Annotated in this window: 11 protein-coding genes; 7 read left to right on the forward strand and 4 right to left on the reverse strand. The window is 61.9% G+C overall.

The window, feature by feature from the left end; all coding sequences use genetic code 11:
- Positions 1–12: 12 nt before the first annotated feature.
- The gene (locus AC1DOG_RS18690; RefSeq protein ID WP_477930133.1) at positions 13–2,574 is read right to left on the reverse strand and encodes a GcvT family protein; all 2,562 of its coding nucleotides are present in this window, start codon (positions 2,572–2,574) and stop codon (positions 13–15) included.
- A 275-nt stretch (positions 2,575–2,849) separates the two neighbouring features.
- Here AC1DOG_RS18690 and AC1DOG_RS18695 point away from each other — a divergent pair, with 275 nt between their 5' ends.
- Positions 2,850–3,878 (forward strand): CorA family divalent cation transporter, encoded by a 1,029-nt coding sequence (locus AC1DOG_RS18695; RefSeq protein WP_113199456.1) that lies wholly within the window; start codon positions 2,850–2,852, stop codon positions 3,876–3,878.
- 160 nt (positions 3,879–4,038) lie between these two features.
- A complete protein-coding gene (locus AC1DOG_RS18700) occupies positions 4,039–4,527 on the forward strand; it encodes an RrF2 family transcriptional regulator (protein WP_477930136.1) in 489 nt (162 codons plus the stop codon).
- Positions 4,528–4,690: 163 nt separating this feature from the next.
- On the opposite strand, the gene AC1DOG_RS18705 is transcribed toward AC1DOG_RS18700, so the two are convergent.
- The gene (locus AC1DOG_RS18705) at positions 4,691–5,731 is read right to left on the reverse strand and encodes a porin (protein ID WP_113199458.1); all 1,041 of its coding nucleotides are present in this window, start codon (positions 5,729–5,731) and stop codon (positions 4,691–4,693) included.
- A gap of 342 nt (positions 5,732–6,073) precedes the next feature.
- Positions 6,074–7,162, reverse strand: coding sequence for a Rossmann-fold NAD(P)-binding domain-containing protein (locus AC1DOG_RS18710; RefSeq protein WP_477930138.1), 1,089 nt, complete (start codon positions 7,160–7,162; stop codon positions 6,074–6,076).
- Positions 7,163–7,432: 270 nt separating this feature from the next.
- Here AC1DOG_RS18710 and AC1DOG_RS18715 point away from each other — a divergent pair, with 270 nt between their 5' ends.
- From AC1DOG_RS18715 to AC1DOG_RS18735, 5 genes are all read left to right on the forward strand, one after another.
- Positions 7,433–9,484, forward strand: a complete 2,052-nt coding sequence (locus tag AC1DOG_RS18715; protein WP_477930140.1) for an NAD(+) synthase — start codon at positions 7,433–7,435, stop codon at positions 9,482–9,484.
- 150 nt (positions 9,485–9,634) lie between these two features.
- Positions 9,635–9,766, forward strand: a complete 132-nt coding sequence (locus AC1DOG_RS18720; RefSeq protein ID WP_289729246.1) for a hypothetical protein — start codon at positions 9,635–9,637, stop codon at positions 9,764–9,766.
- Positions 9,767–9,795: 29 nt separating this feature from the next.
- Positions 9,796–10,068, forward strand: a complete 273-nt coding sequence (locus AC1DOG_RS18725; RefSeq protein WP_477930143.1) for a hypothetical protein — start codon at positions 9,796–9,798, stop codon at positions 10,066–10,068.
- Between the two features lie 114 nt (positions 10,069–10,182).
- Positions 10,183–10,647: an RrF2 family transcriptional regulator gene (locus AC1DOG_RS18730; RefSeq protein WP_047513971.1), complete on the forward strand. Its 465-nt coding sequence runs from the start codon at positions 10,183–10,185 to the stop codon at positions 10,645–10,647.
- 275 nt (positions 10,648–10,922) lie between these two features.
- Positions 10,923–11,660: a metallophosphoesterase gene (locus AC1DOG_RS18735; protein ID WP_113008374.1), complete on the forward strand. Its 738-nt coding sequence runs from the start codon at positions 10,923–10,925 to the stop codon at positions 11,658–11,660.
- Here the strand turns inward: AC1DOG_RS18735 and AC1DOG_RS18740 are convergent, their stop codons facing one another.
- Positions 11,661–14,018, reverse strand: coding sequence for a polysaccharide biosynthesis tyrosine autokinase (locus AC1DOG_RS18740; protein ID WP_477930146.1), 2,358 nt, complete (start codon positions 14,016–14,018; stop codon positions 11,661–11,663).
- Between the last annotated feature and the right edge of the window lie 3 nt (positions 14,019–14,021).

Here is a 14,021-nt window from a genome sequence, read left to right on the forward strand (position 1 = left end):
CCGGGGCCTAAATCAGGTGCGCGGCTTCAGGTTTTCAGGGTCGTAGATCGGCTTGTAGCCGACGCTGACCACTTCGACCGGATAGGTCTCGGCGAAATACTCGACATTCAGCTTGCGGCCGACCTGGCAGTATTCCTGCGGGAGATAGGCAAGCGCGATGTTCTTGCCGACTGTCGGGCCGTAGGCGACCGAGGTCGTGTAGGAGATGCGGCCGAGGCTGTCGACCAGCGACTTGCCTGTTTCAGGATCCATGACCGGCATGGAGCCGACGGGGTAGCGCTTGACGCCCTTGCTGTCGGTGTTTTCGGTCATGACGAGGGTGCAGAGCATCGCCGGCTGGTGTTCGCGGGCCTTGTATTCCAGGTGCTTGGCCTTGCCGCGGAAATCGGCTTCCTTGACCTTCGGGCGGGCGAGATCGGCTTCCAGCAGATTATACTGGGTGAGCAGGTCGCCGTTCTGCAGGCGCAGCGACTTTTCCATGCGGCGCGAGTTGGCGTAGGTCTCAACGCCGAAGGGCATGACGCCGGTGGCGCGCAGCGCATCCCAGACGGCCAGGCCATCCTCGTACTTCATGTGCAGTTCCCAGCCCTGTTCGCCGACATAGGAGATGCGGAAGGCGGTGACCGTCTTGCCCGCGATCTGGATCGGCTTGATGGCTGCGAAGGCGAAGTTTTCGGGATCGAGCGCTGCAGGATCGGCGACCACCTTCTTCAGAGTGTCGCGGGCGTTCGGGCCCCAGATGCCGATCGTGATGAACTTTTCCGAGACGTCGGTGATGGTGACGTCGAGGCCGCGATCCTCGGCGACGCGCTTCATGTAGTGGAAGTCGCGCGGGCCGGCATCGGCGCCGTTGATGAGGCGGCAGCGGTCGGCCATGCGGATGACGGTGAAGTCGGCGCGGACCATGCCCTCGTCGTCGAGGAAGTGGGTGTAGATGCCCTTGCCGATGTTGGCGTCACCGCCGATCTTGGCGGCGCAGAGCCACTCAAGCAGCTCGACATGGTCGGGGCCTTCGATGTCGACCATGTGGAAGTGGCTGAGGTTGACGATGCCGCAATCCTCGCTCATCGCCAGATGCTCGGCATTGGAGACGCGCCAGAAGTGGCGGTTGTCCCATTCGTTTTCGCGCACGGGAACGCGGTCGGCGTATTTCTCCAGCAGGTGCTCGTTGGCCTTGTAGCCATGCGCACGCTCCCAGCCGCCGAGCTCCATGAAGTAGCCGCCGAGTTCCTTTTCGCGCTCGTAGAAGGGCGAGCGCTTGGCGTTGCGGCCCGACGCGTAGGGTTCGCGGGTGTGGACGGCGGGGAAGTAGATCTTCTGGGCGGCCTCGTAGCAGCGACCGGCGATGAAATCTTCGGTCAGCTGGTGCGGGTAGAAACGGGAATAGTCGATCGAGTTGTGGTCGATCTCGGTGCGGCCGTCGGTCATCCAGTCGGCGATCAGCTTGCCGTAGCCCGGGCCGTCCTTGACCCAGATGGCGACGCAGTACCAGAGGCCGCGCACCTTCTGGCTCTCGCCGCAGGACGGGCCGCCGGCGGCGGAGACCTGCAACAGGCCGTTGAAGGAGTGGCCTTCGTTATAGCCGAGCTCGCCGAGGATCGGCGTCAGTTCCATAGCCTTTTCGAGCGGCTCGAGGATCTGCTCCATTTCGAGATCGCGCTGCGAGGGCGAGAGGCGCGCCTCGTGCTTTTCCAGCAGCTCGCGCGGGTGGCACATGCGCGGATTGGTGGTCTCGTAGTAGCCCCACTCGATCTGGCCGCCTTCGGTGGTCTTCGGGTCGCCGGTGTCGCGCATATAGGCGGAGTTGCCCTGGTCGCGCAGCAGCGGGTAGCCGATTTCCTTGCCCGTGCCTTCGAACTCGTTATAGGGACCGAAGAAGGTGAGGGGGTGATCGACCGGCATGACCGGCAGGTCCTCGCCGACCATTTCGGCGATCAGGCGGCCCCAGAGGCCGGCGCAGACGATGACGTGATCGGCCATGATGGTGCCGCGATGGGTGACGACGCCCTTGATGCGGCCGCCCTCGACGATCAATGACTGGGCCGGCGTGTTGCCGAACATCTTGAGCTTGCCGGATTTCTCGGCGGCGTCGACCAGCTTGCCGGCAACGGTCTGCGAGCGCGGGATGACGAGGCCGGCGTCGGGATCGAACATGCCGCCCTGGACCTGGTCTTCCTCGATCAGCGGGAACATTTCCTTGATCTCAGCTGGCGAGACGTAATGCGCCCGGGTGCCGAAGGCCTTGGCGGAGCTCAGCTTGCGCTTGATCTCTTCCATCCAGGCGTCGTCGCCGGTGCGGGCGACTTCAAGGCCGCCGATGCGGGAGTAGTGGCCCATCTTCTCGTAGAAATCGATCGAATACTGGGTGGTCCAGACCGAGAGATAGTCGTGCGACGTGGTGTAACAGAAGTCCGAGGCGTGGGCGGTCGAGCCGATGTCGGTCGGGATACCCGACTTGTCGATGCCGACGATGTCGTCCCATCCGCGCTCGATCAGGTGATGGGCGATGGATGCGCCGACGATGCCGCCGAGACCGATGATGACGACCTTAGCCTGCTTAGGAAACTCTGCCATTGAGTGCGACCCTGATTGAATATTGAGATCGGATTTTAGGGATAGAAACGCGACGTGTAGAGCCTGTCTACGACATAATTATCAAACTGCACGACCAGAGCCATGTGGCTTGTGGATGACGGGCGCGCGCAGCGCGAGCTTTCGCGGCCTTATGGACCCGACCCGCGCCACGGGGCAAGCCTGGTGTTGCGTCGTTTCCGCGACATGTTAGAATCCCTCCTAATATTCAGAGAGTTGGCTCTATTTCCGTCACCCCCGGCGGGCAAGGACCGGCAATGAAGACTGCGAGTGCGCCGATGGCAAGCTACGGTGTCGAACCAGGGATACGCTTTGCGCTACTCCTTGATGGGCGAGGCGGCTGCAGGCAGATCGACATGGATGATGTCTGCGCCTGGAAGCCGGGCGATGGCGTGATCTGGCTACACTTGGAGCGCGATCATCCTGCGGCCGCCGAATGGGTGAACGCCAAGGGCGGTTTCGATAGCTTCGTGGCCGAAGCGCTGCTGGAGGAGGAGACGCGGCCGCGCGTCGAACCTGTCGACGATGGATTGCTGATCATCCTGCGCGGCGTTTGCGCCACCGCTCCTGATGAGGCAGAGGAGCCGCATTCGGGGCTCGATCTTGTGCCGCTGCATCTGTGGGTGGATGGCGACCGCGTCGTGTCTCTGCGTGACAGTGGCCACTACATCACCGCACTCCGAGACATCAGGGCGGCGCTGGAGAAGGGCAAGGGGCCGCAGCGCAGCGGCGACCTCCTGGCGCTGATCGGCGAAAAGCTGGTGCGCGACCTCGAACCGGTTCTCGACGGAATGGACGAGGAGGTCGACGAGCTCGACGAGATGATCTTTCATGGCGAGGCGAGCGAGGTGCGCGAGCGGTTGAAGCTCTTGCGCCGCCGTTCGGTGCAGCTGCGCCGCTATCTGGCGCCGCAGCGCGATGCGCTGAACCGCATCGAACACGACGACGCGCCGTGGCTGCTCGAACGCGATAAGCTGAGATTGCGCGAAGTGATCGACAAGCTGATGCGCTTCATCGAATATCTCGACGCGATCCGCGACCGGACGGGCATTCTGCACGATGACTTGTCGACCGTGATCAGCGAGCGCATTGCCCGAAATTCCAACCGTCTCGCGGCTCTTGCGGCGCTGCTGTTGCCGCCCAGCGTCGTGGCCGGGCTGTTCGGGATGAATGTCGGCGGAATACCCGGGGTCAACGACACCTGGGCGTTCATCGTCATCGTCGGTTTCGTGACGATCACGTCGATTGCGACGCTGTGGGCGCTCAGGCGGATCGGCTGGCTTTAGCTAAGAGTGGTAGCCGGATATCAAACAAGCGTGATTTAGGATCGGCTTCATTGACAATGCAATTTCAGGGGAAATATCACTTCCTCTACCGCTACGGGGTGTGGCTCAGTCAATCCGTGTCCCCGCCACCTGTTGCCTTCAACCAAGGCTGAAGATCAGCATGATCGATACGCGTTTTTCCACGGCGATGCAGATCGTTGTCAGCGTCGCCGTAAATGACGAGGCCGACGTGCGCTCGACGAGCCAATCGCTGGCGGTGGGGCTGGACACGAATGCGAGCTTCGTGCGCAAGCTGCTGCCGCCGCTGACGGAGAGCGGCATTCTCGTTTCGGCAGCGGGAAGCAAGGGCGGGATCAGGCTGGCGCGGCCGAGCAAGGACATCCTGCTCAGCGAGATCTATGCGGCGGTGACGGGAAGCCGGAAGCTCTGGGCGACGCGCCACGAAATCCCGCATGCGGGTCTGGTGGGCGAGAATATCGGCGATCTCTCCGAATATCTCTGCGACCGGGCGGAGCAGGCGGTTGTCGATATGCTGGGAGCGGTGACAGTCGAGGATAGCGTCGCGGAGCTGCGTCGCCTCGATGTCGAGCGGCACAAGCTTGATGCCGCCAGTACACGCGCGGCCGATCGGCGTGACGCCGCGGAATAATCCATTCAACCAATGGCAAAAGGTGGCTCAGCAGGGAAACCGAACCACCTTCCGTAAACTGATCGGAGGTCAATCTGATCAGAAACACCTGATTCGGGCGCCATTCCTCGCTCACGCCGGATCAGAGGATCCGGCGTGATTGAAGAGTGGCGCCCGAAGTTTATTAGAACGCGCGCTGCAGGCGGAAGAAGCCCGTCGTTACGTCGTTGCCGACGTCCGGATCGAGATAGTTCACGGTTGCCTTGGCATAGAGGTTGTCAACGATCTGGTAGTCGACCGTTACGCCAACCTTCCAAGCGTCGTTGTTGTCGTTGAACTGGCCAGCGACGATGCCGTAGTTGCCGTAGTACTGAACGCCGGGGGTGATCTTCAGCTTGTCGGTTGCCTTGATGGCGTACTCAGCAGCGAATACCCACTCAGCCTTGTTGTAGTAGGCGTTCGGGTCGGAGGAGTAGATGCCTGCGAGGCCGAGGGTGCCCGGGCCGATAGCAACGGTGCCCATAGCGCGAACAGCGCCGGCTTCGTTGTCGGTGTCGTAGCCAGCAGTGATCTGGTACGTGAAGGCGCCAGCCTTGCCGCCGATGCCAACAGCAACGCCGAAGTTGTTGGAGGTTTCGCCGTTGTAGTACGGGCTGTCTTCCAGCTCGTCGAGGCTGATGCCAGCGTAGAAGCCGTCAGCTTCGTACTGGTAACGCAGCGAGTTGTGCAGGGTGACCGGCGAGCCGATGTCATCGGTTTCGCCCGAGAGACCATCGTCCCACCAGCTGTAGAACAGACCAGCGCGGATGCCGGCGATGTCGATGTAAGCGGAGTCGAGGATAGCAGCCTGCGAGGAAGCGTTGTCAGCATTCGTCTGCAGAACGATTACGCCGGTGAGCGGGCCGTATTCGGTGTCGCTCTTAGCGGTGAACTGAACCTGACCGCGGGTGTACATGTCCCAGTCCGAACGGTTGGCGACGGTCGAGCCGTTGCCGGTCGTTGCGCTGGCGTTCGGGCCGGCGTTGATCTGGGTACGGATGTAACCGCTGACCTTGAGGCAGGTTTCCGTGCCCGGGATGTAGAAGTAGCCGGTGCCGTAAGCGTCGCAAACGCGAACGTATTCTACAGCTTCCGGTTCAGCAGCGACGATAGCGTCTGCAGCCTGAGCGCCCGATACGGCGGCGAGAGCCGCTGCCGAGCTGATGAGCATCATACGAATAGTCATAGTTGAGTCCAATCTATTTAGGATTGGGCACAGGTTATTGCTGCCGAAAACGGCTCCTACCTACCCCAATTTTTAAACAAGCCCTCACGGGGACGTGATGTTCCCGTGACCGGCAAATTACATTTTGGTCTAAATGTATCAATTACAGATACAGTCATAATTCGTTATATTTGCGATGCAAAAAGACGGTGTTGCAGAAAGGCAACTTTTGTGACGATGAACGCGGTTCATCAGCAGCTCAATCCCAATAATCGAGCTATCTCAATACTATATGGCAAAATGCTTATGCACGTCTATCGTGCTGCAATGCAATATTATTGCCGAATTACGGTTGTCCTTCGGTCATGATGCAGCACTCACGCCAGCGAATCGTTCGCCAATCAGGTGGCGGGTCAACGGGTCTTCAAGGTCGAATTGAAGACGGCCGTCCGGTGTGGTCAGCCGCTCCAGCATCCTGCGAACGCCCTCGCTAAAGAGGTGGCTCGACTGGTGCGCATCGGCACTCGCTAAAGTAGTTGTTCCGACAATGCTAATGTCGTTATGGGCGACGATTTCGTCCGGCTTGGTCATCGCGCAATTGCCGCCGGCGGCGGCCTCGAGGTCGATGATGACGGTGCCCGCCGTCAGCAGCGGGAGCGATGTGTCGTCAATCAAAACAGGTGCGCGCCCGGTCGAGCCGCCGACGCCGGATATGATGAGCTGCATGTCCTGCAACTGGCTGGCCAGCTGCTTGCGGCTGGCTGCGACTAGAGCGTCGATTGTCGAAGCGTGGGCGCTGGCGAGCGCGGGATTCATCGCCACGAACTTCGCGCCCAATCCTTCGGCCCGTTCGCGATCGTCGTCGGTGAAACCGAAAAGATAGGTGAGGGCGCCGAGACGGCGCGCGGTAGCGATCGCCTGGAGGGCGGCCGCGCCGACGCCAAGGGCTGCCATCTTGATCGGGCGCGCCTTTGCGCCATCCATGACAAGCATCGGGTGGCCGATGCCGAGTTGACGGGCGCCTTCGAGGACCGCGGCATGGCCGCAGATGGTCGCCTGTCGCGTTGCCACGTCCATGCTGCCGGCATCCGCGACGCCTTCGAGGCGCGCGAGGTCGAGCATGAGGCCGCGGGCGACCGGCTCGCTGGTGTCGAGCGCCGAGCCGAGGAAGAGCAAGGTCGGGGATCCCGCGAAGCCGCGCGCGTCCTGCGGCTTGCGGATGCTGACGAAGAGGTTGCAGTCGCGCGCGATCAAATCGCGGCTGGCAGGCTGCGCGCCTGCGGCGATATAGGCCTCATCCTCGTAGCCGGCGGCAGCGCCGCAGCCGCGTTCGAAGCTGATCGAAAAGCGGGTCGATAGGCTGCCGACATCCTCGGGCGTCAACGCCACGCGCCGCTCACCGGGCATAGTTTCCCGGAGCAGTCCAGCGTGGACGGGAGCGAGGTTTGGCATTCAGAACTCTGTTGGTGGAAAAACCGAAGGGCGCGCGGGGCCGCTATAGGGCGCTGACCTCATCGTTTTATGACAGTTTTGTAATTTTTCACCGATGATCGCGATATATTCGCGATGTGTGCAACCTCAGGTAAAATTCCGGTTGAGACACGTTTCATAAGTTTGCAAGAATGAGCCCGGCAGGGGGCAGCATTGCGAGGATATGCGGTTTTGCGCTGCCGCATTTGGATGTAATGATCCTTGCGAAGCGCTTGGCTGCTGGAGGCATTCGTGAATTTCTATTCGGTCTATGATCAGGGATTTGTCCGCGTGGCGGCTTGCACGCCGATCTGCGAGGTTGGCGATCCTGATTTCAATTCGAAGGCGACGCTGGATATGGCGCGGCAGGGCCATCAGCAGGGCGTTGGCTTGATGGTGTTTCCGGAACTCGGCATATCGGGCTATTCGATCGATGACCTTCTCGGACAGGACGCGCTTCTGAAGGCGGTGGATGCGTCGATTGCCGAGATAGTCGCTGCCAGCGCGACACTGACCCCGGTTCTCCTGGTGGGGGCACCGCTGCAGCACGAGGGCCGGCTTTATAATTGCGCCATCGCCATTCACGCCGGCCGCATCCTCGGCGTCGTGCCGAAGGTGCATCTGCCCAATTATCGCGAATTCTACGAGAAGCGCTGGTTTGCGTCCGGGCGCACCGTGCGCGGCCAGACGATCCGAGTTGCCGGCGAGACCGTGCCTTTTGGTATCGACATGATCTTCGCGGCCGAGGGCCGGGCGGACTTCACCTTCCATATCGAGATCTGCGAGGATCTCTGGGCGCCCGCCGCGCCGAGCGATTTCGGCGCGCTTGCCGGCGCGCTCATCCTGACCAACCTGTCGGCGAGCAACATCACCGTCGGCAAGGCGGAAACCCGCAAGCTGCTCTGCGCCTCGCAATCGTCACGCAGCCTTTCGGCTTACATCTATTCGGCCGCCGGGCCGGGGGAATCGACGACGGATCTGGCGTGGGACGGGCAGGCCTGCATCTACGAGCTTGGCTCGATGCTTGCAGAGACCGAGCGTTTCCCGATGACGTCGCAGATGTGCGTCGCCGATATCGATGTCGAGCGGTTGCGGCTGGAGCGCTTGCGCACCGGAACCTTCAACGATGCCGCGACGCTCAATCTGACGCCGGATCGCGCGTTCCGGCGCATCGGCTTCCAGTTCCAGGCGCCGCAGGGCGATATCGGGCTGGAGCGTGATGTCGCGCGCTTCCCGTTCGTGCCAGCGGACGAGAGCCGGCTGGACCAGGATTGCTACGAGACCTTCAACATTCAGGTACAGGGCTTGATGAAGCGTCTGCGCTCGACGGGAATCAAGCGGCTTTGCCTGGGCATCTCGGGCGGGCTTGATTCCACACATGCGCTGCTGGTGGCGGCGCGGGCATACGACAAGCTCGGCTGGCCGCGTTCCGACATTTTGTGCTTCACCATGCCGGGCTTTGCCACCGGCGACGAAACCAAGTCGAATGCCTGGGCGCTGATGCGCAGCATCGGGGTGACGGCGGAAGAGATCGACATCAAGCCGTTGGCGCTGCAGTTGCTGCGCGACCTCAAGCATCCGTTCTCCGGCGGGCAGCCGGTCTATGACGTAACGTTCGAGAACGTGCAGGCCGGCCTGCGCACCGACTTCCTGTTCCGCGCGGCCAACCAGCGCAACGCGCTGGTGCTTGGCACGGGCGACCTGTCGGAAATCGGACTGGGGTGGTCGACCTATGGGGTCGGCGACCAGATGAGCCATTATAATGTCAACGCCTCCGTGCCGAAGACGCTGATCCAGCACCTCATCCGTTGGGTCATCCGCACCGGCGATTTCGATGCCGACGCCAAGGCGACGCTGGAGCGCATTCTGGGCACGCTGATCTCGCCGGAACTCGTTCCCGCCGATGAGAACGGCGTGATGCAGAGCACGGAAGACAAGATCGGCCCCTACGATCTGCACGACTTCGCGCTGTTCTACACCACCCGGTTCGGGCTGCGGCCGTCGAAGGTGGCTTTCCTCGCTTATTCCGCCTGGAAGGATGTCGACGCCGGTGTCTGGCCGCCGCATTTCCCCGAGGACAAGCGCCGCGCCTTCGATCTTCCCGTGATCAAGAAGTGGATGGAAACGTTCCTCTTCCGCTTCTTCACCATCAGCCAGTTCAAGCGCTCGGCCTCGCCGAACGGGCCGAAGGTCACGTCGGGCGGTTCGCTTTCGCCACGCGGCGACTGGCGTGCGCCGTCGGATGGCAATGCGCGGATCTGGATCAAGGAGCTGAAGGCCAACGTTCCCGACGTCGTGAACTGACGGAGTTGGCGGCGGCATCCTTGCCGAAGCGTGCCGGTGGCACACATAAGAGAGCATAGCTTACGGAGGTAGATGCTCGTGGAGTGTGATGGTCCTGACGAACCGTTGCGTTACGAGATTCGCCGCGAGCCCTCGGGGCGGTGGACGGTCGTGGATTCGATGACCGCGCTGCCGGCGGCAAGCAACGGACGCGACCTGGTCGGGCTCTCCAGGGATGACGCGCGCGATATCGCCGAGGAGCTCAACCGGAGTATCGCGCAGGGTCGTGATCCGTTGATCTGACGACCGGCGGAACCTGCTGGAGATGCGATATGGCAGATCATGACGATCGCTTGACGGATCAACGCCGGACAGATCAAGGCTCGGCGGATCAAGCTAACGAGCGGCCGGGTCGCCTGGATGACAGGGAAGAGCGCATGCTCAGCGAAGGCCGCAGGCTGTCGGTCTGGGCACTTATCGGTGCGGCGACCTTCGTCCTGGTGATGATTGCGCTCGCCTTCGCCGTTTTCAAGAGCGATGGACCTGATCCGGGCGCCGCGACGTCACCTCCAGCTGCAAATAAGCCGTCTTCCGAGGGGCCATAGGGCAACACTTCGCCATATAAACTCTATAAACGATGTCATTTGTTGTCTCTGGACAGATTCAGCGCTATTCCCTGCCCTACAGGGGATCACGCGAGGAGCTTAAGGTATTCGGAAATGCTGACGAAAAAAGGAAAATACGGCCTGAAGGCATTGGTTGATCTCGCACGGCTCGCACCGGGCGAAACCGCGTTCATCAACGATGTGGCGGCACGCAACAATATTCCGAAGAAGTTCCTCGACACCATCCTTCTCGAACTGCGCAATGTCGGCATCCTTCGCTCGAAGAAGGGTCCGGGCGGTGGCTATTCGCTGTCGCGGCCGGCGTCCGAAATCCGCATCGGCCATGTGATCCGTACGCTCGACGGTCCGCTGGCGCCCATCCGCTGCGCAAGCCGTACCGCGTTCGAAGCCTGCGACGACTGTTCCGATCCCGAGACCTGTCAGGTGCGTCGGTCGATGACCGATGTGCGCGACGCGATTGCCGATATCCTCGACAACATGACGCTCGAGCAGTTCGTCGCATCCGGCAACAACAAGTGGACCGAGAGCGACGAGACGGTGCCGATGTCGGTCGCCTGAGCGACGGCGTTTCGCGTCTACACCGGTATCTCCGATGATTTCGGCCGTGATGGACCTGTCCCATGACCGTGCTCTCGATTCATAGGATACTCACTATATGGTGAGGGGATGGTCTTCGCGGGGTGGCTGCGCGAAGATAGCGCGTGTTTTTTAAGAAATAAGAGTGTTACTGACATTCCATTGCCCGCGTGGGCGCTGTCTTGGGTCGTGTTTGCCGCTGCCTGATGAAAGGCGCAGCCTCCGCGACCCATGACATATTCAGCATGAGGTACCATATGCCGTCGAACCCTCGCACACGGCTCCAGCTCGATCCCGGCGATATGCCGATCTACGCGATTGGGGACATTCACGGCAGGCTCGATCTTTTGCGACAGGCCGAGCAGGCGATTTTCGACGATGCGTCGCGCCTGCCGGGGCGCAAACTCATCATTACGCTCGGCGACTATATCGACCGCGGGCCGGCGTCGGCGCAGGTGATCTCGCACCTGATGCAGCCAGTGCCGGAGGATTTCGATCGCATCAGCCTGACGGGCAATCATGAAATGATGATGCTCGACTATCTCGACGGCAAGATGTCCTATGACAGCTGGATGATGACCGGCGCGGATGCGCTGTTGCACTCCTACGGCATCGATCCGAACCAGATGCCGGGGCTGTTCCGCACCGCTTCGAAGCGGGATGCCTTCATCCGCGATTCTTTGCCGAAGGCGCATATCGACTTCCTGCGCGCTCTGCCGATCATGATCGACACGCCGGCGGTGCTTTTCGTGCATGCCGGCATCGATCCGGCGCGGTCGATCGACAATCAGCAGGATGACGATCTGGTCTTCATCCGCCACCGCTTCATCGAAAGCGATCTGCCGCTGCCGAAGCTCGTCGTGCACGGGCACACGCCGGTCGATCAGCCCGACGTGCAGGAGATGCGGCTCAACCTCGACACCGGCGCCTACCGCAGCGACAGGTTGACTGTCGCGCGGTTATGGCAGGGTGAGGTACGCCTGTTCTCTACCTAATCAGGCATCCGCTTCCGCGGTTTCCCGCATCTTCGGCGTCTCTTCGGTGTAGTAGCTCGTGTACTTGTGGCGGTAACGCTCGGTGCCGCCGAAGTTGGTGAACTTGCCGAGTTCGGCCATGTCGGTCTTGTTGAGGATCACACCAAGGATCTTCGACTTGATCTGCGGCTCGGCGTTCAGGACGTCGCGCACCAGGTTGGTGGGCGTCTCACCCCATTCGGTGACGAACAGGAAGCCATCGACCTGCGGCGCGAAGGCCTTGGCATCGATGACGGGGCCGAGCGGCGCAAGGTCGACGACGATGTAGTCGAACATCTTGCGTGCAGCTTCCATCAGGTTGAACATGCCCTGCGAGGCCAGCAGTTCGCTGGTGTGCATCAGGTTGTCATTGGAGACGACGGGCAGGATCGCGAGCTTGCTGGCCGGATCGACCTTCACGGCGCCGGCCCACGGGATTTCACCCAGAACGGCTTCGACGAGGCCATGCTGCGGCGGCGTCTTCAGCATGCGGGTGAGGCCCGGGTTGCGAAGGTCGGCGTCGATGAGGAGCGTGCGCTTGCCGCTTGAGGCGAGCAGTGCCGCGAAGTTGGCGGCCGTGGTCGACTTGCCTTCGCCCGGCATCGCCGAGACGACGCCGATGACGCGGTCGGAGCGGCCCTGGAACATGACGTCGCTGGCAAGCTTGGCGTTGCGCAGCGTTTCGGCGAAGACCGAGCGCGGTGCTTCGAGAACGACACGCATGATGCGCTCGAAGGTGGCGCCATCGTCACCGACAGGATCTCCGGGCTCAGGGGCGAGCTGGCTCGGGTTTCGGAAGATCTTGCGTTCGCGCGGCGGCTTTCCGACCAGCGGCAGGTAGCCGAGGAACTTCAGGCCGAGAATGGTGCGGACATCACCCTCGACGCGGAAGAAGCGTTCGCGGAATTCCTGGAACACGACCAGACCGCCGCCGGCCATCAGGCCGAGAACGATGGCGAGACCAAGCGTCATCGTCCGCTTCGGGCTGGACGGCGAGACCGGGACGCCGGCTTCGGAGATCACGCGGGCCTTGGCGATCGGGAAGGACTGCTGCTGCGAGGCCTCTTCATACTTGCCGAGGTAGGATTCGTAGAGCGTCTTCAGTGCAGATGCGCGCTGTTCCAGATCGTTCAGCTGAACGATGGACTTGTCGGCCTCCGAGTTCTTGCCGGTCAGGTGGTCGATGTTCTGGCGGAGCGACGCTTCGCGCGAGCGGGCGACTTCGAATTCGTTGCGGGCGTTCGAAGCGAGCTGCTGCAGTTCCTGGAAGATCTGGCGGGTCAGATCTTCCTTTTCCGAGCGGAGCGCGACCGCCTGCGGATGATCGGCGCCGAAATTCGTCGTCACTTCCTGCTCACGCTTGCTGACGTTGATGTAGCGCGTACGCAGATCCTGGATGACGGAGTTGTTGGCCTGGCCGGACGAGATTGCGGCGTTGTTGACCGCGCCCTCGGGGCCGAGATCGATGATCTGCTTGAACTGGTTATAGCGTGCCGAGGTGCTGGCGGCGTCCGACTGGGCGACGATCAGCTGCTTGGTGAGGTCGGCCAGCTGCTGCTCGGACATGAGCTCGCCATTGGCCGAGGTCAGGCCGTTCTTCGCCTTGAAATTGGCGGCCTCGAGCGCTGCCTGCTGCGAACGCTCGCGCAGGTCGGTCAGGCGCTGCTGCAGCCAGACGGAGGCGCTTTCGGTGGCGTCGAAGTTGGCGTTCAGCTGGTCGCTGAGATAAGCGGTGGCGTAGGCCTTGGTGATACGGGCGGCGAGCAGCTTGTCGGTCGAGCGGAACGAAACGGCGAGAACCGCGCTTCGGTTGACGCGCGAGACGGCGACGGCTTCCTGAATGAGGGCGGCGGCCTTCTGGCGGCGGCCGGCGCGGGCGTCGTCTTCGGAAACCGGAGGACGGCCGGGAAGGACGGCGCTGGCGAGCAGCTTGATGCCCGACTTGATCAGGCCAACGGGGGAGGCGGGCGGATCGAGGATCGTGGCGTTGTCCTGCAGGTTCTCGGCATCGACGACGCGCAGAGCGAGCTGATTGGACTTCAGGATTTCGACCGCGCTGGCGATCTGCATGTCAACCTGCTGGGAGTTTGCCACCGGTGTGGCGTCCTGCGCGTACTTGGTCATGCTGTCATCGAGTAGGATCTGCGTCATCGACGTATATTGCGACGTGGAGAACAGAAGGTAGATCACCGCCAGCGTCGCTGTCACCCCGACGCAGAGCGCGATCGAGCCGACGCGGCGCATCAGGATCGCGATAAGGCGATCGATGTCGATGAAGGAATCGGAGTCGTCGGGCGCTTTTGGCAGAGAGCTGTGCAAGGTGAGGTTCCGTTGGTTCATGGC

The organism is Rhizobium sp. 01N48, from assembly GCF_056399145.1.

Excerpts from the sequence above, each read along its gene's own strand:
- AC1DOG_RS18740 (WP_477930146.1), bottom strand. The coding sequence starts at position 14,018 with ATGAACCAACGGAACCTCACCTTGCACAGCTCTCTGCCAAAAGCGCCC.
- AC1DOG_RS18710 (WP_477930138.1), bottom strand. The coding sequence starts at position 7,162 with ATGCCAAACCTCGCTCCCGTCCACGCTGGACTGCTCCGGGAAACTATG.
- AC1DOG_RS18725 (WP_477930143.1), top strand. The coding sequence starts at position 9,796 with ATGGCAGATCATGACGATCGCTTGACGGATCAACGCCGGACAGATCAA.
- AC1DOG_RS18730 (WP_047513971.1), top strand. The coding sequence starts at position 10,183 with ATGCTGACGAAAAAAGGAAAATACGGCCTGAAGGCATTGGTTGATCTC.
- AC1DOG_RS18700 (WP_477930136.1), top strand. The coding sequence starts at position 4,039 with ATGATCGATACGCGTTTTTCCACGGCGATGCAGATCGTTGTCAGCGTC.
- AC1DOG_RS18735 (WP_113008374.1), top strand. The coding sequence starts at position 10,923 with ATGCCGTCGAACCCTCGCACACGGCTCCAGCTCGATCCCGGCGATATG.
- AC1DOG_RS18695 (WP_113199456.1), top strand. The coding sequence starts at position 2,850 with ATGAAGACTGCGAGTGCGCCGATGGCAAGCTACGGTGTCGAACCAGGG.
- AC1DOG_RS18705 (WP_113199458.1), bottom strand. The coding sequence starts at position 5,731 with ATGACTATTCGTATGATGCTCATCAGCTCGGCAGCGGCTCTCGCCGCC.
- AC1DOG_RS18690 (WP_477930133.1), bottom strand. The coding sequence starts at position 2,574 with ATGGCAGAGTTTCCTAAGCAGGCTAAGGTCGTCATCATCGGTCTCGGC.